Genomic DNA, 18418 nt, shown 5'->3' with positions numbered 1-18418 from the left:
CCCCTGCCATGCGCCGCTGGGGTACTGAACGCGTGGTTGGCCTGCATGAACCGCAGATCAACACGCATCACCTGGAATCAACGGGCCTGCCCGCAGATAGCCGTCTGCGTTTGCTCAGCTTCAACATCCAGGTCGGCATTAGTACCGAGCGCTATCGGCATTACCTGACCCGTGGCTGGCAACACCTGTTGCCCCACACCGGGCGTGCCGACAACCTGCAAAAGATCGGCAATCTGCTGGGCGACTTCGATCTGGTCGCCTTGCAGGAAGCCGATGGCGGCAGCCTTCGATCGGGCTACGTCAATCAGGTCGAACACCTGGCCCAACTGGGCGCCTTCCCCTACTGGTATCAACAACTCAATCGCAATCTCGGTCGCCTCGGCCAGCACAGCAATGGCGTGCTCAGCCGCCTGCGCCCGTGGGCGATTGAAGATCACCCGCTGCCTGGGCCAAAGGGTCGTGGCGCGATCCTGGTGCGTTTCGGCGAAGGTCCGGAGGCGCTGATCGTCGTAATGATGCACCTGGCCCTCGGCGCCCGTGTGCGCAGCCTGCAACTGGCCTACATCCGGGAATTGATCGGTGGCTACAAACATCAGGTGCTGATGGGTGACATGAACACCCACGCCAGCGACTTGCTGCAAAACTCCCCGTTGCGCGACCTCGGCCTGCTGGCGCCGCAACTGGAAGCGACATTCCCCAGCTGGCGCCCCCAGCGCTGCCTGGACCATATTCTGCTCAGCCCGACCCTGACCCTGGAAAAGGTCGAAGTGCTGGCACAACCGATTTCCGATCACCTGCCGGTCGCGGTAGAGATTCGTTTGCCGGGTTCGCTCACGGCCGATGCATTCCCCGCGTTGAGTCCTGCCCCTCTCGGATCCCATGAATGAGCGACGAAGCACAGCGCTGGAAAGAGAAGTACCTCAAAAGCATCGAACAACAGGAAAAACTCGAGCGTCGCTGGGACGCCCGGCTCGATCTGCTGCGTCGCGGCCTGGTACGCAGCACCCTGGCGGCCGAGGGCACCGACCGCGCCGTTGATCTATGCATGAAGGAAATGCGCGAAGTCGTGCGCACCGATGACATGGATGCCGGCCTCGCCGCACTGCTGCCACGACTGGAAAAAGCCGTACTCGATTCCGAGCAGCGCCGCGAAACCCGGGTCGATCAGGTCAGCGCGGCGCTCAATGCGCTGGTCTCGCAGCTCCAGGCATTACCACTGCCTCGGGAAGTCAGCCGGCCGCTCAAGGCCTTTGCCAAGCAACTGGACGGACGCGTCGGCCACGCTCGCGAGATTCCATTGCTGCTCAGCGAACTGAGCGGCTTGCAAGGCAAAGCCCTCAACCAATTGGAAAATCCTGCCGAACCTGGTCGCCCAGGCTTGTTGCAACGGTTGTTCGGTAGCCGGGAAGCGGAAGAGTCAGCGTCACAGGTCGTTGCCCCCGCAGCTCAAGCGCCGATACACCCACCGGTCGAGGCGGTTTCTGCGCCCGTTATTGAGGTGCCACAGGCAAAGGCTGAAGTCTCGACCATCGCCAGCGTGGCGCAAACGCCGTTGCCAACGATCGAAATCGCATCGACTGCCGCCATTCCAGAACCATCAGCGCCGCCTGCAGCGCACGCGCCGGAAATCGTGGCGTTTGTTCCACCGGTTCTGGAGCCGCAGGAAGCTCGCCCCCAAGCGTTACCGCCACAGCCAGCCCCTGAACAACCCCAAGCGCCGACACTCTCCATCGTCGCGCCTGCCGCCCACGATCAGCCCGCCATCAATCCGGATGAGTTGACCCCGGCACCACTTCCAGAAACACCGGTATTCCTCGACAGCCTGCCCTTGCCTCCCGTCATGGCCCAGGCACTGGCGGCCATCGACCCGGAACACCCCGAGCAAGACATCCTCTATGCGCTACCTGATTCACCGGAGCCGTCCTACAGCTCCGTGGCGACGCACATTGAACAGACGCTGCTGGGGCTGCTCGACGACCTGACGCTGCCTGAACGCCATCGCCCGCAAGCTGAAGCCATGCGAGAACGTCTAAAAAATGGGTTGAACTGGTACGAATTGCTGCCGATCCTCGACGATCTGGCCACTTTGATGCTGGCCATTACCGACAGCGGCCAACACGAGTTCGAAGCGTACTTGCAGCAACTCAATGAACGCCTCGAGTCGTTCCAGAGCAACCTGCAAGCCGCCAGCGCCGGGCATGCCGATAATCGCTCTGCCGCGCGGGAGATGGACACGCAGATTCGCGAGCAGGTCGACGGCCTGCAAACCAGCATGCAGGACGCGGCTGATCTGGAAGACCTCAAGCACGTTCTGGAGAATCATCTCGAAGGTTTGCTGGGCACCATGGACCAGCATCAGAAGCAACGGGATGAGCGTGAGCAGGAAGTCGCCGCCCGTCTGCAAGGTCTGGCGGAGCGGGTTGCGCACATGGAGCAAGAAGCCCTGGGCTTTCGCGAGCACCTTGAAGAACAGCGGCAAAAAGCCCTGATCGACCCGCTGACCGGCCTGCCCAACCGCGCCGCCTGGAGCGAACGCCTGGAGCACGAAATCGGCCAGTGGCAACAGCACGGCAACACACTGATGCTGGCCATGCTCGACCTCGACCATTTCAAACGCATCAACGATAACTACGGTCACCTGGCGGGCGACAAGGTGCTGAAAATCATCGCCAGTGTGTTGCGCAAACGCCTGCGCGGATCGGACTTCATTGCCCGCTTTGGCGGCGAAGAATTCGTTCTGTTAATGCCGTCGACGGTACCTGCAGTCGGTGCGAAATTGCTCGAAACCCTCCGCGCATCAATCGAAGCCTGCCCTTTCCACTTCAAAGGTGAGCGGGTAACTATCACGATTTCCATGGGGCTGGCCGCGTTCAAACCCGGAGAACACAGCGATATGGTGCTTAAAAGAGCCGATCAGGCGCTGTACCGGGCCAAAAACGCCGGACGCAACCGCGTGGAATTGGGCTGAAGGGCAATTGTTCCATTTTGTTTAAAGTGGCTCTTTTGCCATCAACGCCCGAGGCATTACGTTACACTGTTGCATTATTGTCTTGCGTGTACTGCCTTCTACCATGAAATTTCTCACTCTTGTTGTGTCGCTTCTGCTGCTGGCCGGTTGTGCCAGCGGTCCGCGTTTCGACACCAGCCACCCTTCCGCCAACTTCGACAGCCGCGTGCAATTCGTGGTGGTGCATTACACCAACGCGTCTCTGGAGCGTTCGCTGCAGCTGTTAACCCACGGTGAGGTCAGCGCCCATTACCTGATCGGTGATGACAAGGGCGCGACCATCTACAAACTGGTGGATGAAAACCAGCGCGCCTGGCACGCGGGAGAAAGCGAGTGGCAAAGCCGGACATGGCTGAACTCCAGCTCCATCGGCATCGAAATCGTCAATCCGGGTTTCCGCGACACCCCGACCGGCCGCCTCTGGTACCCGTACAGCGAGGCTCAGGTGCAATCCTTGATCGTCCTGCTCAAGGACATCAGCAAACGCAATGGCATCAGCCCTCGGCACATCATCGGTCATAGCGACATCGCCCCGTTGCGCAAACTTGACCCTGGCCCGCTGTTCCCCTGGAAACGCCTGGCCGCCGAAGGCCTGGGCATCTGGCCAAACGAACAGGCCGTCGCCAGCCGACAGGTGCAGTTCGCGGCCGAACTGCCGAGCATCGGCTGGTTCCAGGAAGAACTGGCGCGCCTGGGCTATGCGACGCCGCAGACCGGCGAATTGGATGTGGCGACGCGGCATGTACTGGCCGCCTTCCAGATGCATTACCGCCCTTCCCGTTTCGATGGCACCCCGGATGCGCAAACCGCAGCCATGCTCCTGGTGCTCAATCAGACAAAATAATGACGCCCGCCCGACGGTCCGCGCTTTTTCTCAATCAGCAGCTATAACTCATTGGTAATCTTCGGATGTTCCCATATGGCTGCTGCTCGAGAGAGGTTGCGTAGTTGGTTCTATCGCCCCTGGTTTTTGGCGATGCTGGCTGCTGCCTTAAGCGCAACCCTGTTGATGGCCGGCAGTCTGTTTATGGCGATGCATCAGGTCGAGCAAAACGAAAGCCAGGAAATGAACGCCCAAGGCGAACGCTTCCTCGCCCGCCTTGAGCAAATGTTCGGGCAACTGCGCGAAAGCCTCGATGACCTGGAGGCCCAACCGCTGCGAAGTTGCAACGACGAAATGATCGCCACCTTGCAGCAGATCAGTTTCAGCTACCGCTTCGTCTACGAAGCCGCTTTTATGGATGGGAACCGAATCTGCTCCAATCGTCCTCGCCAGGAAGGGTTGGCGATGATACGACCAGCGGACCTCAGGGGCCCCACCTACAGTTACTGGCTGAACACCACCACCGAACCCGATGAAAACCGCGCCGCGCTGATGCTCAGTCGGGGCAATTTCCGCGTGGCCACTTCTCGCGGGCATTTGACTGACATGGTCGATCTCTCACCGGGCAGCAGCCTGCTGGTGGTTCTCGACCATGGCAAGCGGGCGATTCCGGTATTGGGTGTCGACCAGGCCTGGCCCCCCACGGAACCCTGGTCACCGACCAGCAGTGATTCGCTGCAGGTAACCCAAAGTCGTTTGATTTACCGCATGCCCACCAACAACCCGGAGTACCAGTTGGTGCTGATCACCCCGCGTACCGCCATGCATGTACCGGCGGTCTGGTGGTGGCTGCTGCCGGCGAGCATTGCGCTGGGCATTATCGTAGGCATCCTGGTGTTCCTGCTGGTGCGCCAGCGGCAATCGCTGGATGCCGAACTGCAAGGTGCGATACGCCGCGGCGAGTTGCAGGTGTTGTATCAACCGATCTTCGACCTCGACAGTCGCAACTGCGTCGGTGCGGAAGCCCTGCTGCGCTGGCGAAGACCGGACGGCACGCTCACCAGCCCCGATCTGTTTATTCCGATGGCGGAGAACACCGGCCAGATTCGCCAGATGACCGACTTTGTCTTGCAGCGCCTGCTTGAACAGTTGGGGCAACTGTTACGGGCCAATCCGCAGTTGTACATCTCGGTCAATCTGGCGGCTTGCGATGTGATGGTGCCGCGTATCGGCCAGGTGATGGCGCGGCTGCTGACCTTGCACCGGGTCGCGGCCAAACAGATTGCCTTCGAGGTGACCGAACGCGGATTGGTCGACGTGGTGGTGGCCCGGGAAAACCTGCAGTCGTTGCGCGATGTCGGGCATCAGGTGCTGATCGACGACTTCGGCACCGGCTATTGCAGCCTGGCCTACCTGCAAACCCTGCCGGTGGATTGCCTGAAAATCGACAAGGCCTTTATCGATGCCCTGGGCCATGACGCCGCCAGCAGTGGCGTGGCCCCGCACATCATTCATATGGCCCAGGCTCTGCAGCTCAAGGTGATCGCCGAAGGCATCGAACATGAAGCGCAAGCGGCGTTCCTGAGCAGCGAAGGCGTGAAGTTCGGTCAGGGCTGGTTATTCGCCCACGCACTGAGCGCGGTACAGTTCATCGAACTGATCACCCGCGGCCGACGACTGGCCGGCCGGCGCATGGATGACGAAGCGTAAAAACGCCTTATACCGCCAGCGCCATATAGAACTGAGTGCCCTGCCCCGGCCGCGAATAAACCCCCATCCGCCCGCCGTGCAGCTGCACGATTTCCTTGCATAACGCCAAGCCAAGTCCGGCGCCGCCCTTTTTGCGGCCCACCTGCACGAACGGCTCGAAAATCCGCCCTTGCTGGCCATAGGCAATGCCTTCGCCGTTGTCCTCGACGCTGATAATCACGCGCTCGCCGTGACGCCGGGCCTGTAAACGGATCTGCCCGTCCGCGGCGGTATGACGCAAGGCATTGTCGATCAGGTTGTCGAGCACTCGATCCAGTTGCGCCTGGTCCGCCTGCAATCGCGGCAGTGGCCCTTGCACTTCCACCAGCAACTCGATGCCTTTCTGCGCGGCCTCCCCCGCAAATCGACCTTGTGCCTGCTCCAGCAGGTCTTCGATGGAGCACGGCCCCAGCGTCAGTTTCTGCAAGCCGTTCTGGTAGCGGGAGAAGTTCAGCAGGTCGTTGATCAGTTGCATCAAGCGCTGCATTTCCTCGTTCACGGTGTCCAGCAAGTCCGCTTCACGGGAATCCTGGGGAAATTTCGCGCGCTCGCGAAACAGGCCGAACGCCATGTGCATCCCGGTGACCGGCGTACGCAATTCATGCGAGGCACGCAAGACGAACTCACTGCGCACCCGCTCGAACGCCCGCTGCTCCGTGACGTCATGCAACACCATCACCGCACCGAGGATATGCCCTTGGGTATGGCTGACCGGGGTCAGGCTGTAGGTCAACAACCGCGATTCGCCATCGACTTCGATGGCCAAGTCTTCCGGCGCGCGCTCCAGGGTGCCGCCACGCAAGACCAATTGCAGTTGTGCATCCAGTTCGGGACGTTCGAGCGCCGAACCCAACCCCTGGCCGAGACGGTCGGTGTCCCAGCCCAATTGCCGCTGCGCGACCGGGTTGAGGTGTTCCAGATGGCCTTCGCGGTCGATCATCAGCAAACCGTCATCGATGCTGTCGAGCACCGCCTGCAAGCGTTGCTGCCCGGCCAACAGCTCATCGACATTGGTCGCCTGGTGCTCACGCAGGGCCTCGGCCATGATCCCGAAGCGCTTGGTCAGCTGGTTCATTTCCTCGGCCGAGGAAATCGGCAGGGTCACTTCGAAATTGCCCTGGCCGATGTTGTCCGCCGCCTGGGCCAGCGCCTCGATCGGCGCGCCGAAACGCCGGGCAATCGCATGGGCGGTGATGAAGCCGATGATCAGGACCGCCAGCCCCACCAACCCGAGCAGGCCGGCGATCAGCAGCGCCCGGTCACGGGCCCTGCGCTGGGTATCGTTGATGTGGTCCAGCGCGCGCTTGTGTTCAGCGATCAAACCATTGCGCAGCACATTGAATTTTTCCGTGAGCGCTTCATTGCCACTCAACACATGGGTCGGGTCGCGGGACTCACTGTAAGTCTGGAGAAAACTCAGGTAATCCGTCTTCGCTTGATTGAAACCGTAGAGGGCACCATCGCCCAATTGTTCATGAGCGATGCCCTCGTCGAGCAGCTGAAAGTAATGTTGCTTGGAGGCCTCGAATGCCGCGGGATCCGGTTTCTCGCTGAGCATGATGATCAGTTGATCACCCAACGTCTGGCGCAGCTTCAGGCCCAGGTCCAGGGTGACGAAATTGTTGCGCACCAGCGCTTCCTGACTGCCGGCCATCTGCATCACGCTGATCAGCCCCAGCAATAGCCCGAGCAGCGCGACGGTGATGAGTGCGGAAATACTCAGGAACAGCCGGGTCCGCAACTTCATCGCCAGTTTCATCGGATATCGCTCACAGGTTGTACTGCTTGCGTTTGCGATACAGGGTCGAAGCATCGATGCCCAGGGTTTTCGCCGCCTGATCCAGGGTCCCGGCGGTGGCCAGCACCGCACCGATGTGGGCTTTTTCCAACTCATCCAGACTCAGTGCGGCGCCCACTCGTGGCGAGTTATTGGCCGGTTGTTCGGCCATGCCCAGGTGACTGATCTCGACGCGCTCCTGCGGACAAATAATGCTCGCCCGCTCCACCACGTTACGCAGCTCCCGAATGTTGCCCGGCCATCGATAGCTGAGCAGCGCTTCCCGGGCCTCATCGCTGAAGCCACGGGCCGGACGCGCATATTCCTTGACGAAACGGGCCAGGAAGCGATCTGCCAAAGTCAGGATGTCTTCGCTGCGTTCGCGCAATGGAGGCAAATGCAGGGTGATGACGTTCAGGCGATAGAGCAGGTCTTCCCGGAAACGACCGTCACGGACCATGTCTTCAAGATTGAGGTTGGTGGCCGCGAGAATACGCACATCGGCGCGACGGGTGACCGGGTCGCCGACCCGCTCGTATTCCTTGTCCTGGATAAAACGCAGCAACTTGGGTTGCAACGTCAGTGGAAAGTCGCCGATCTCGTCGAGAAACAGTGTCCCGCCATCAGCCTGATTGACCCGACCCAAGGTGCTTTCACTGGCACCGGTGAACGCGCCGCGGCTGTGGCCGAACAGTTCGCTTTCCATCAATTCGGCGGTCAGGGATGGGCAGTTGATGGTGACGCAGGATTTCTTCTCGCGCTTGCTCCAGCCGTGAATGGCCCGGGCCAGCTCACCTTTACCAGTCCCGGACTCACCGAGAATCAGGATATTGGCGTCGGTGCCGGCCACCTGGCGGGCCGTTTCGAGCACCACCTTCATCGCCGGGCTGTGGGAGTCCAGGCCATCCTTGGTTTTGCGCACTTCGCCTTCGAGGGCTTCCAGGCGCGCCGAGAGTTGGCGCACTTCCAGTTGCTTGGCGGTGGCCAGGCGCAATTGATCCGGGCTGCAGGGTTTCACCAGATAGTCGGCGGCGCCGGCCTGAATCGCATCGACGGCGGTATCCACGGCGGAATGCGCGGTGACAATGACCACGCGCATCCATGGCGCCTGAATGCGCATCTGCGCCAGTACATCGAGGCCATTGTCCTCACCCAGGCGCAAATCCAGGAAGCACAGATCAAAAACCTGACGCTGCAACAGCGCATCAGCCTGGGCGGCGCTGTTGGCGGTGGCGACGGTATAACCTTCGTCTTCGAGGCAATAACGGAAGGTACGAAGGATGGCGGACTCGTCGTCTACCAGCAGAATGCGGCCTTGATGCTCAGTGGCTGATTCCATTTTCCTACGCTCCTTACTGAATGATTTTGGTTAGTCCCGAGAAAATCGGGCAAGTTGCATGGTTGATTCTGATCCATTCCAGCCCCGGCAGTGTAGTTATCTCCTGCCATTCTCGTTAATTGGCTGATTTCGTTGGTTTTTTATAAAAATCCGAACATTTCGGCGATTGCCTACGTGAACGTCTGACATCCGCGCCCTCCTCGCAATTCAAAAAATTTGAAAGTTCCGATGAATCTTTCGTGCATTACGCACGACTGTCAGGGGCCCATCGTGCAGGATGCGCGCGAAACCCTTTTCATCACATTCATAACTAATTGATTTTATTGAATATTTTTCTATACAAAAGCTGGCATGCGGACTGCAATGATCTGGTTAACGAAGGGCATTTATGGATGAACGCCCTCAACCAGATAACCACCCAGGTGGAGGAGCTTCAGGATGAATCGCCAACGTGCCGCCCAATTGCGTATCTCGCCACTGCATATCCAGCAGGGCTTGTTCGCCATGCTCGCCCTTTCGATCACGTTGATCGGCGGTCAGCAATTTGCCCGCTGGGAGCAGAGCCAGCAGCCAGAGGCGCCACGCCTGTCGATTCAACATGCCACCCAAACTCACTTCAGCGCCGTCAGCAGCAACCTGGCTGACAGCGCACCGATGCGAATGATGGACGTCGACCAGGCCCAGCCTGTGGATCAGATGCCCCGTCAGGAACGTTGGGTGTTCTAAAGAAACGAACTTGGCGCGATCGATGTGCCGGGAAAAGCACCACCAGACATACCTTTAAATAAAAGCGTAAGGAGAATCACCATGTTGAGCTGGGCAATTACATTCTTGATCATTGCCATCATCGCCGCCGTACTGGGCTTCGGTGGTATCGCGGGCACCGCCACGGGTATCGCCAAGATTCTGTTTGTCGTGTTCCTGGTGATGTTCATTGCATCGTTCTTCTTTGGCCGTCGCGGTCGAGGCTGAATATGAGCGTTTTGTTTAAGACACTGGCAGCCGCCCTGCTTCTGGGCGGTAGTGCCATGGCGATAGCGGCCAATGACGGCCAGGCGCGGGTCAACGAGCTGCTGAGCTCTGACCCGCAGTACCGTGAAACATGGACAAAGGTCGTCAAGAAGGAAGAGCGTCTGCCGGAATGGGTGATGAACCTGACCGGTACCTCTGACCAAATGAATGCCGTTACTGAAGATGGCGATGGATATCTGGTCGGGCCGTTGTGTGAAAAACAGGACACCTGCCTGAGCAATCGCTTGATCGTTGCATTCAGTCTCGACAAGAAAGATGCGTATGCGATGTGGGTGCAAGTGCCAGCGGGTCTGCCCGCCGACAAGTCACCGACGCGCCATGCCGATTACCGCTTCCTCGGGAAGCCTGATGAAGGCATGCAAAATCTGTTAAAGGAAACGCTGAAAAAAGATCCGAACTGGTACTGAGTTTGAAACAAAAGAGGAGCAGCCTTGCTTCTCTCCACTGCGCCACCCGAGGAAGGCAGGCGCATGACCAAGGGGTCGGGACGTTCTGACTGTTTCAGGGTCGGAGTGACCTACGGGCACATGGAGTGCTTGCGCAAGGGCCGGGTCAGGTATAAAGCTGCGACGCAAGTTCGCCGGCCCCGAGTGGCGCGACGGACTTGCGAAGAGCTTCAACGTGCAAAACGTTGATCTAGAGCACTTCGCTCATTCCCTTCTGCTGCATATTTCCCGCAAAACCGTTTCGCGGTGTTTCTTCACGACCGTATATCGAGAAACCTCCGACTTTCGACGTAAGAGTTTTCGCCATCAAACGTAGGCTTTTTCCCAAGTTTTGCTATGAATTCAACTGTTTAAAAAATAACCAATCTGCTCTGAAATGGCCGGTTCACGGCACTTATGCCTGCCGAAATGTCGTATTCGAACCGGTTGGGACGCCAGTTTCATTTGAAAAAGCTCATGCCGATTCGGCATAGGGTAGGCGTTTACGGCATTAGACGTCGCTTCCTTGCATCGGAATAGTTGCGCCTTTTTTCGCCTGCCGAAGAGCCGTCAATACGCGCTTGCGGGCACCTTATACGGGGGCAGATGCACAAACTTTTCCGCCACTGAGCGTTCCAGTTCGCGCATCTGCCCGAGTCAAACTGAAGTAAGGGTAATGATATGAAGAAGGCAAAGCTTAGCCTCGCCTGGCAGATCCTCATCGGTCTGGTATTGGGGATTGCAATCGGTGCGCTGCTCAACCATTTCAGTGCCGAAAAAGCCTGGTGGATCAGCAACGTCCTGCAACCTGCGGGCGATATCTTTATCCGTCTGATCAAGATGATCGTGATCCCGATCGTGATCTCTTCGCTGGTGGTGGGTATCGCTGGCGTCGGTGACGCGAAGAAGCTCGGGCGCATCGGCCTCAAAACCATCCTTTACTTCGAAGTCGTGACCACCATCGCCATTCTGGTCGGTCTGGTGCTGGCGAACGTGGTCCATCCGGGCACCGGCATCGACATGAGCACCCTGGGTACGGTGGATATTTCCAAGTACCAGGCGACGGCCGCCGAGGTTCAGCATGAACACGCGTTCATCGAAACCATCCTCAACCTGATCCCGTCGAACATCTTCGCGGCCATGGCTCGCGGCGAAATGCTGCCGATCATCTTCTTCTCCGTGTTGTTCGGTCTCGGTCTGTCGAGCCTGCAATCGGACCTGCGCGAGCCGCTGGTGAAGATGTTCCAGGGCGTGTCCGAGAGCATGTTCAAAGTCACCCACATGATCATGAACTACGCCCCGATCGGCGTGTTCGCCCTGATCGCGGTGACGGTGGCCAACTTCGGTTTCGCCTCGCTGCTGCCGCTGGCCAAACTGGTGGTGCTGGTTTACTTCGCCATCGCCTTCTTCGCCTTCGTGGTGCTGGGCCTGATCGCCAAGCTGTTCGGCTTCTCGGTGATCAAGCTGATGCGCATCTTCAAGGATGAGCTGGTGCTGGCTTACTCCACCGCCAGTTCCGAAACCGTGCTGCCGCGCGTGATCGAGAAAATGGAAGCCTACGGCGCACCGAAAGCCATTTGCAGCTTCGTGGTGCCGACCGGTTACTCGTTCAACCTCGACGGTTCGACCCTGTACCAGAGCATCGCGGCGATCTTCATCGCCCAGCTCTACGGCATCGACCTGTCGATCAGCCAGCAATTGCTGCTGGTGCTGACGCTGATGGTCACCTCCAAAGGCATCGCCGGCGTACCGGGTGTGTCCTTCGTGGTGCTGCTGGCCACCCTGGGCAGTGTGGGGATTCCGCTGGAAGGCCTGGCGTTCATTGCCGGTGTCGACCGCATCATGGACATGGCCCGTACCGCATTGAACGTGATCGGCAATGCCTTGGCCGTGCTGGTTATCTCCCGCTGGGAAGGCATGTACGACGACGCCAAGGGCGAGCGCTACTGGAACTCCCTGCCGCACTGGCGCAGCAAGGAAAAATTGCCGGCGGGTGAAATCTCCAAGAGCTGATTACACCGCGATCAACGATGACGCGGTCTACCTGATAGACCGCGGCGCCTGGATGTCTGTAGGAGCGAGGCTTGCCCGCGAAGAGGCCGGTACATTCAACATCTGTGTTGACTGACACGCCGCCTTCGCGGGCAAGTCGAATCGTCGCACCGCTCGCTCCTACAGGGCGCAGGTGCCCTCTGTGCTCGTCAAACCAAACCCCGGAGAAATCCGGGGTTTGTCGTTTCTGGCGACCCCGCTATCATTCGCCGCATTCTTCGGGGGATTTAACTGATGCTCAATGGCCTGTGGCTTGGCTTCTTCATCGTGGCAGCCGTGTCGGCGCTGGCGCAGTGGCTGATCGGCGGCAACGCCGGGATCTTCGCGGCGATGGTGGAAAGTATCTTCGCCATGGCCAAGTTGTCGGTGGAGGTCATGGTCCTGCTGTTCGGCACCCTGACCCTGTGGCTGGGCTTTCTGCGGATCGCCGAGAAGGCCGGGATCGTCGATTGGCTGGCCAAGGCGCTGGGCCCGCTGTTCCTGCGCCTGATGCCGGAAGTGCCGCCCGGTCACCCGGCCATCGGCCTGATCACCCTCAACTTTGCGGCCAACGGCCTGGGCCTCGACAACGCCGCCACGCCCATCGGCCTTAAAGCCATGAAGGCGCTGCAAGAGCTCAACCCCAGCGCCACGGTGGCCAGCAACGCGCAGATCCTGTTCCTGGTGCTCAACGCCTCGTCCCTGACCCTGCTGCCGGTGACGATCTTCATGTACCGCGCCCAGCAAGGCGCGCCCGACCCGACGCTGGTGTTCCTGCCGATCCTGCTCGCCACCAGTTGCTCGACCATCGTTGGCCTGTTGTCCGTGGCATTCATGCAACGCCTGCGCCTGTGGGACCCGGTGGTGCTTGCGTATCTGATTCCCGGCGCCTTGGCACTGGGTGGCTTCATGGCGCTGCTGGCGACGCTCTCAGCCACCGCGCTGGCGGGCCTGTCTTCGATCCTCGGCAACCTGACGCTGTTCGGCCTGATCATGCTGTTCCTGATCATTGGCGCGTTGCGTAAGGTGAAGGTCTACGAAGCATTTGTCGAAGGCGCCAAAGAAGGCTTCGATGTCGCCAAGAATCTGTTGCCGTACCTGGTGGCGATGCTGTGTGCGGTCGGCGTACTGCGGGCGTCCGGGGCGTTGGACTTCGGTCTGGACGGAATTCGGCATCTGGTGGAGTGGGCCGGTTGGGACACACGCTTCGTCGATGCGCTGCCGACCGCAATGGTCAAGCCGTTCTCCGGCAGCGCCGCCCGGGCGATGCTGATCGAAACCATGAAGACCTCCGGGGTCGACAGCTTCCCGGCGCTGGTGGCGGCGACGATTCAGGGCAGTACTGAAACCACGTTCTATGTACTGGCGGTGTACTTCGGTGCGGTAGGGATTCAGCGCGCGCGGCATGCGGTGGGATGTGCGTTGCTGGCGGAACTGGCCGGGGTGCTGGGTGCGATTGGGGTTTGCTACTGGTTCTTCGGTTAAACCAGAGAACCTCCTGTGAAGTAAAAACCCTGTGGGAGCGAGCCTGCTCGCGAATGCGGTGTGTCATTCAGCATTGATGTGGACTGATACACCGCATTCGCGAGCAGGCTCGCTCCCACACGGGTCCAAATTTGGCTTTAAGGTCGCAGTGGCGGCGCGACTTTCTGCCCTTGCTCCACCGCCCAAGCCACCACCTGCGCCGTCAACTGATCGCTCGCCTGGCCAAACCCGACAACCACCGCCGGCACCTTCACATCGCTCAACGGCTGGCGTACTTCAAAGCGGCGGCTGGCGAGGATTCGCTGGTCATAACCGCGCACCAGCAACGCATCCAGGCGCACGACCACGCTGGCGTTCGGGCCTTGGTACTCGGTCTGGAACGCTTGCAGGTTGCCGCCCAGTTCCAGATCCGCCTGGAAGTTACTGTCATCGGTGCTCAACAACGACACCCGCCCATCGCGCTGGAACCCATCCAGCAATCGATTACGCAGCAGCACCGGCGCCGGATCGCTCCAGCGCGATGCCTTGTAGCTGCTGATCAAGTCACCCTGAGGAATGACCGCGATTTTCGGGCTGTTCAACGCCTCGCTGGCCTGGGGTTTGGCCAGGCGCAGCGACCAATGTTGCGGCGTGCCATGACTGGCCGCAGAAGCACTCTGTGTCGAGGGTAACCGATAAACATCGGACGGCTCGGCCTTGGGCAGGATCGAGCACGCGCTGACCAGGGCAAAACCGGCGAGGAGGGCGAGGTGAGTCAGCTTCATGGCGTGAATTCCTTGTTCTTGTCGCTGCCCAGCAGGTAACCGCTGGGGTTGGCTTCCAGTCGCTGGGAAATCGCCCGCAGCGAACTCAGCGTATCGCGCAGTTCACGCACCGCCGGGGCCAGGCCATTGAGGCCCTGCATGCCACTGTTGAGGGAATCCTGGTTGGTGGTCAGCAGTTTGTCGATGGTCGCAGTGGTCTGTTCCAGCGACTTCATGGCTTGGCCGGCGCTGCCGAACATCTGCTTGCCCTGATCGTTGAGCAAGCCGTTGGCGTTGCGCATCAGCGCGGTGGTTTGCTCGAGGGTGGCGCTGGCCTGTTTGCCGATCGACGCCAGTTGTTGCATGGCCTGGCGAATATCACCCCGTTGTTCGGCGATGGTGCCGGTGGTTTGCTCCAGGTGTTCGAGGGTGTTGCTGATGCGCTCGATGTTTTCCGCCGAAAACATCAGGTTAGCGTTGTGCATCAGCGTACTCACGCCAGCCATCAAGTCGTTGCTGTCATTCAGCAGCCGGGCGATAGGCGAGGGCGCGGCGATGATCGTCGGCAACTCACCGTCCTTGCCGCGCAGCTTGGGACTTTGCGGCGTGCCGCCGCTGAGCTGGATGATCGAAGTGCCAGTGATCCCGGTCAGCGCCAGTTTGGCCTGGGTGTCTTCCTTGATCGGCGTCTCGCCACCGAGGCGAATCCGCGCCAGCACCCGGCGCGGGTCCTTCGGGTCCAGGCGCAGGGACACCACGTCACCGACCTTGATCCCGCTGTACTGCACGGCGCTGCCCTTGGACAAACCGCTGACCGCCTCGTTGAAGACGATTTCGTAGTCCTTGAACTCGGTGTCGACGCTGGACTTGGCCAGCCACAAGCCGAAGAGCAGGGCGCCCGCCACCACAATCACGGTGAACAGGCCGATCAGTACATGATGGGCTCGGGTTTCCATGTCAGACCTCGTTTAACTGTTGAGCGGCGGTCAGCGCCGCGCGGCCGCGAGGGCCATGGAAGTATTCGTGAATCCACGGATCGTCGGTTTCCGACACCTTGTCGATGGCGTCCGCCACCAGCACTTTCTTCTGTGCCAACACCGCCACCCGGTCGGTGATGGTGTAGAGCGTGTCGAGGTCGTGGGTCACCAGGAAAACGCTCAGGCCCAAGGCATCGCGCAGGGTCAGGATCAGTTGATCGAACGCCGCGGCGCCAATCGGGTCGAGGCCGGCGGTGGGTTCGTCGAGAAACAGGATGTCCGGGTCCAGCGCCAACGCCCGGGCCAGAGCGGCACGTTTGATCATGCCGCCGGAGAGGGACGCGGGGTATTTGTCCGCCGCCGATAACGGCAGCCCGGCCAATGCCAGTTTCACCGCCGCCAGGTGCTCGGCGTCGGCGCGGCTGAGGCCGGCGTGTTCGATCAGGGGCAGGGCGACGTTTTCGGTCACGGTCAGCGAAGAGAACAGCGCGCCTTTCTGGAACAGCACACCGAAGCGTCGTTCGACCATCGAACGCTCGTGTTCGGAGAGCGTCGGCAGGTTCTTGCCGAAGACTTTCACCACGCCTTCGCTGGGTTGGCACAAGCCGACGATGCTGCGCAGCAACACCGACTTGCCGCTGCCGGAGCCACCGACCACCGCCAGGATTTCGCCCTTGTACAAATCCAGGTCGAGGTTTTCGTGGACGCTCTGGCTGCCAAAGCGATTGCACAGCCCACGGACTTCGATCACCGCCTCGGAAGGCGCTCGCGGTTGTCGACTCACCAGCCGATCTCCATGAAAAACAACGCGGCCACGGCGTCGAGCACGATCACCACGAAAATCGACTGGACCACGCTGGACGTGGTGTGGGCGCCGACGGATTCGGCGCTGCCGCTGACCTTGAAGCCTTCCAGGCAACCGATGGCCGCAATCAGGAACGCGAAGATCGGCGCTTTGACGATCCCCACCAGAAAATGCTGAACGCCAATGTCGGTTTGCAGCAGCGACAGGAACATCGCCGGCGAAATGCCCAGCGACACTGCGCAAACCACACCGCCACCGACAATCCCGGAAATCATCGCCAGAAAGGTCAGCATCGGCAGCGCCACCAACAGCGCCAACACCCGTGGGACCACCAGCAATTCCATCGGGTCGAGGCCAAGGGTGCGGATCGCGTCAATTTCTTCGTTGGCCTTCATCGAGCCGATCTGCGCAGTGAATGCACTGGCGGTGCGTCCGGCCATCAGGATCGCAGTCAGCAACACGCCGAACTCACGCAGGAACGAAAACGCCACCAGGTCCACGGTGAAAATACTCGCGCCGAAGCTGGCCAATACGGTCGCCCCGAGAAACGCCACCACGGCACCCACGAGAAAGGTCAGCAGGGCAACGATGGGCGCGGCGTCGAGGCCGGTCTGTTCGATGTGCGCGACCATCGGCGTGATGCGCCAGCGCTTGGGACGAAACAAATTGCGGGCGATGGTTTCGAGGATCAACCCGACAAAGCCCAGCAGTTGCAGGGTGTCTTGCCAGACTGCATCAACGGCGCGACCGATGCGGGTCAACAGTTGAATGCCGACGCCGACTTCCGGCCCCTTGAGCGGTACACAGAAATCAGCCAACGAGCAGTAGACGGTTTGCAGCAACGCGCGATCGGCGTTGGAGAGGGTGCATTCGGGGTGTTCGGCCGAACGGCCCAGGCGCTCTGAACCCAGCAACTCCACCAGCAACGATGCACCGGCAGTGTCGAGGGCGCCGAGGCCGTTGAGATCGATGTGGGTGCTGTCGTCGTACAGGCCGCGCAGCTTGTCGCCCAGGCGCTTGAGGTCAGCGTAGTGGGCAAGCGTCCAGTCACCCGTGACCCGCAATTGAGCAGGGGTGTGCGACGTGTCCAACTGGGCATTGCCGGCCATTGTGCTGCTGGTCATAAGCTCCGTGCTTGTTCGGTTGTTACGCAGAGCTACGTAATAGCACGAACCGCATTACTTTTCTTTGGTCGGTGTGCTGTCCTTGACCACGAAGCGCAGCACGCCGATCACCTGGCCATCTTCGGTCAACACGCGGACCTGCCATTTGCCTGCCGGATTGCCCGGGAAGTTCTGCTTGTGGGTCCAGGCCCGGTAGCCTTCCTTGCGCCCGCCGTGAATATCCAGCGGGATGCGGTCGACCTCGTTACCGTTGAACTGCCACACGTGATAAATCCGCTCATCCAGACCACGCGGGGCGTTGATCGCGGTGTAGGCGTAGAGCCCGCCGCCACGAATCTGCTCGGCGCTGACTTCGTCCAGGCTGTCGCCGGGGGTGCGATCCTGCATTTCGGTACTGATGGCGACGTCAGTCATCCACAACGTTGCCGGCGGCACCCACGAACGCAGCACCCAGCCAAGAGCGCCGATGCCGAGCGTGATGCTCAGGATCGCCAGGGCGTTGCGCACGGTGCGAATCGGGAAGATCGACGCCAGGCTCGGAAACGACAACAGCATGGCGATGCCCAGGGCCAGTTTGAAACTCTGGGACGTGGTCAGGTGCAGGATGACGGGCAGGGCGGTGAGCAGGGCGGCGAACAGCGTCAGGGTGTGCAACGCCAGGAACGCCCAGCGCCGTGGCGCCAGCCATTTGTAGTAGAGCGGATCGGTGATGGAGATCAGCGCCGCGATGCTCAGCAACCCGGTGAAGAACAGTTGGCCACTGTTCCAAGTGGTGGTGATGAAGAAAAACGGCAGGACGAAAAACAGGCTTTCCTGATGGATCATCTGCGTCGCGTAGCGCAGCAGCGGCTGGGGAATTTCCCGCTTGAACACGCGGGTGAACAGCTGCGTGAGGCTGTTTTCCAGCATCAGCCAGACCCAACTGACCAGCATGATGGTGGTGATCCAGGTCGCCAGGCCCTGTTGGCGATCCACCAGCATGAAGCTGCCCACGCCAGAGATAAAACCACCAAGCGCAATGACCCCAGGATAGCGCTTCATCAATTCGAGGATGCGCTGGATGATGAGGGGCAGGTTAGGCATTCGGCGGTTCACACTAGT

General features: G+C 60.2%; 16 protein-coding genes. 9 read left to right on the top strand and 7 right to left on the bottom strand.

Annotation, left to right across the window (positions count from 1 at the left end; translation table 11 throughout):
* The first annotated feature begins 8 nt into the window (after positions 1–8).
* The 4 genes from BK667_RS11490 (at position 9) to BK667_RS11475 (ending at position 5540) form a co-directional block, all read left to right on the top strand.
* Complete coding sequence (locus BK667_RS11490) at positions 9–887, top strand: endonuclease/exonuclease/phosphatase family protein (RefSeq protein WP_123513287.1); 879 nt, start codon at positions 9–11, stop codon at positions 885–887.
* Complete coding sequence (locus BK667_RS11485; RefSeq protein WP_123597643.1) at positions 884–2968, top strand: GGDEF domain-containing protein; 2085 nt, start codon at positions 884–886, stop codon at positions 2966–2968. Before BK667_RS11490 ends, BK667_RS11485 begins: the two co-directional genes overlap by 4 nt.
* A gap of 103 nt (positions 2969–3071) precedes the next feature.
* Entirely contained in the window at positions 3072–3851 is a 780-nt protein-coding gene (locus BK667_RS11480; protein WP_123513283.1) for an N-acetylmuramoyl-L-alanine amidase, read from the top strand.
* A 75-nt stretch (positions 3852–3926) separates the two neighbouring features.
* A complete protein-coding gene (locus tag BK667_RS11475) occupies positions 3927–5540 on the top strand; it encodes an EAL domain-containing protein (RefSeq protein ID WP_123597642.1) in 1614 nt (537 codons plus the stop codon).
* 7 nt (positions 5541–5547) lie between these two features.
* On the opposite strand, the gene BK667_RS11470 is transcribed toward BK667_RS11475, so the two are convergent.
* Together BK667_RS11470 and algB are read right to left on the bottom strand one after the other, a co-directional pair.
* Positions 5548–7338: an ATP-binding protein gene (locus tag BK667_RS11470; protein ID WP_123513279.1), complete on the bottom strand. Its 1791-nt coding sequence runs from the start codon at positions 7336–7338 to the stop codon at positions 5548–5550.
* A 10-nt stretch (positions 7339–7348) separates the two neighbouring features.
* Entirely contained in the window at positions 7349–8695 is a 1347-nt protein-coding gene (gene algB / locus BK667_RS11465) for a sigma-54-dependent response regulator transcription factor AlgB (protein ID WP_123408506.1), read from the bottom strand.
* A 438-nt stretch (positions 8696–9133) separates the two neighbouring features.
* On the opposite strand from algB, the gene BK667_RS11460 reads away from it, so the two are divergent.
* The 5 genes from BK667_RS11460 to BK667_RS11435 all read left to right on the top strand — a co-directional run bounded on the left by BK667_RS11460 (position 9134) and on the right by BK667_RS11435 (position 13668).
* The gene (locus tag BK667_RS11460) at positions 9134–9421 is read left to right on the top strand and encodes a hypothetical protein (RefSeq protein ID WP_123513275.1); all 288 of its coding nucleotides are present in this window, start codon (positions 9134–9136) and stop codon (positions 9419–9421) included.
* Positions 9422–9502: 81 nt separating this feature from the next.
* Positions 9503–9667 (top strand): DUF1328 domain-containing protein, encoded by a 165-nt coding sequence (locus BK667_RS11455; RefSeq protein ID WP_003177151.1) that lies wholly within the window; start codon positions 9503–9505, stop codon positions 9665–9667.
* A 2-nt stretch (positions 9668–9669) separates the two neighbouring features.
* On the top strand, positions 9670–10134 hold the full coding sequence (locus BK667_RS11450; RefSeq protein ID WP_123513273.1) for an inhibitor of vertebrate lysozyme family protein: 465 nt from the start codon (positions 9670–9672) through the stop codon (positions 10132–10134).
* Positions 10135–10833: 699 nt separating this feature from the next.
* The gene (gene gltP, locus BK667_RS11440; RefSeq protein ID WP_123408509.1) at positions 10834–12165 is read left to right on the top strand and encodes a glutamate/aspartate:proton symporter GltP; all 1332 of its coding nucleotides are present in this window, start codon (positions 10834–10836) and stop codon (positions 12163–12165) included.
* A 273-nt stretch (positions 12166–12438) separates the two neighbouring features.
* The gene (locus BK667_RS11435) at positions 12439–13668 is read left to right on the top strand and encodes a spore maturation protein (RefSeq protein WP_123408510.1); all 1230 of its coding nucleotides are present in this window, start codon (positions 12439–12441) and stop codon (positions 13666–13668) included.
* Between the two features lie 137 nt (positions 13669–13805).
* Here the strand turns inward: BK667_RS11435 and BK667_RS11430 are convergent, their stop codons facing one another.
* From BK667_RS11430 to BK667_RS11410, 5 genes are read right to left on the bottom strand one after another with little or no spacing between them, the layout of a single operon-like run.
* On the bottom strand, positions 13806–14432 hold the full coding sequence (locus BK667_RS11430) for an ABC-type transport auxiliary lipoprotein family protein (protein WP_123597641.1): 627 nt from the start codon (positions 14430–14432) through the stop codon (positions 13806–13808).
* Positions 14429–15367 carry an MlaD family protein gene (locus BK667_RS11425; RefSeq protein ID WP_123515403.1) on the bottom strand — a complete coding sequence of 313 codons (939 nt, stop codon included), beginning with the start codon at positions 15365–15367 and terminating at the stop codon, positions 14429–14431. Before BK667_RS11425 ends, BK667_RS11430 begins: the two co-directional genes overlap by 4 nt.
* Before the next feature lies 1 nt (position 15368).
* Complete coding sequence (locus tag BK667_RS11420) at positions 15369–16172, bottom strand: ABC transporter ATP-binding protein (protein ID WP_123597640.1); 804 nt, start codon at positions 16170–16172, stop codon at positions 15369–15371.
* Positions 16169–17317, bottom strand: coding sequence for an ABC transporter permease (locus BK667_RS11415; protein ID WP_123597639.1), 1149 nt, complete (start codon positions 17315–17317; stop codon positions 16169–16171). The genes BK667_RS11420 and BK667_RS11415 overlap by 4 nt, the downstream gene beginning before the upstream one ends.
* Before the next feature lie 54 nt (positions 17318–17371).
* Complete coding sequence (locus tag BK667_RS11410) at positions 17372–18400, bottom strand: DUF5924 family protein (protein ID WP_123515409.1); 1029 nt, start codon at positions 18398–18400, stop codon at positions 17372–17374.
* Between the last annotated feature and the right edge of the window lie 18 nt (positions 18401–18418).

This window comes from Pseudomonas frederiksbergensis (genome assembly GCF_003732705.1).
Lineage (GTDB): Bacteria > Pseudomonadota > Gammaproteobacteria > Pseudomonadales > Pseudomonadaceae > Aquipseudomonas > Aquipseudomonas frederiksbergensis_F.
This window is presented reverse-complemented; position numbering and strand designations above follow the sequence as displayed.

Bases quoted from the DNA above. Each gene is read 5' to 3' on its own strand.
- BK667_RS11490 (WP_123513287.1), top strand. From the start codon at position 9: ATGCGCCGCTGGGGTACTGAACGCGTGGTTGGCCTGCATGAACCGCAG.
- BK667_RS11410 (WP_123515409.1), bottom strand. From the start codon at position 18,400: ATGCCTAACCTGCCCCTCATCATCCAGCGCATCCTCGAATTGATGAAG.
- algB (WP_123408506.1), bottom strand. From the start codon at position 8,695: ATGGAATCAGCCACTGAGCATCAAGGCCGCATTCTGCTGGTAGACGAC.
- BK667_RS11475 (WP_123597642.1), top strand. From the start codon at position 3,927: ATGGCTGCTGCTCGAGAGAGGTTGCGTAGTTGGTTCTATCGCCCCTGG.
- BK667_RS11460 (WP_123513275.1), top strand. From the start codon at position 9,134: ATGAATCGCCAACGTGCCGCCCAATTGCGTATCTCGCCACTGCATATC.
- BK667_RS11450 (WP_123513273.1), top strand. From the start codon at position 9,670: ATGAGCGTTTTGTTTAAGACACTGGCAGCCGCCCTGCTTCTGGGCGGT.
- BK667_RS11415 (WP_123597639.1), bottom strand. From the start codon at position 17,317: ATGACCAGCAGCACAATGGCCGGCAATGCCCAGTTGGACACGTCGCAC.
- BK667_RS11425 (WP_123515403.1), bottom strand. From the start codon at position 15,367: ATGGAAACCCGAGCCCATCATGTACTGATCGGCCTGTTCACCGTGATT.
- BK667_RS11455 (WP_003177151.1), top strand. From the start codon at position 9,503: ATGTTGAGCTGGGCAATTACATTCTTGATCATTGCCATCATCGCCGCC.
- BK667_RS11470 (WP_123513279.1), bottom strand. From the start codon at position 7,338: ATGAAACTGGCGATGAAGTTGCGGACCCGGCTGTTCCTGAGTATTTCC.
- gltP (WP_123408509.1), top strand. From the start codon at position 10,834: ATGAAGAAGGCAAAGCTTAGCCTCGCCTGGCAGATCCTCATCGGTCTG.
- BK667_RS11480 (WP_123513283.1), top strand. From the start codon at position 3,072: ATGAAATTTCTCACTCTTGTTGTGTCGCTTCTGCTGCTGGCCGGTTGT.
- BK667_RS11435 (WP_123408510.1), top strand. From the start codon at position 12,439: ATGCTCAATGGCCTGTGGCTTGGCTTCTTCATCGTGGCAGCCGTGTCG.
- BK667_RS11430 (WP_123597641.1), bottom strand. From the start codon at position 14,432: ATGAAGCTGACTCACCTCGCCCTCCTCGCCGGTTTTGCCCTGGTCAGC.
- BK667_RS11485 (WP_123597643.1), top strand. From the start codon at position 884: ATGAGCGACGAAGCACAGCGCTGGAAAGAGAAGTACCTCAAAAGCATC.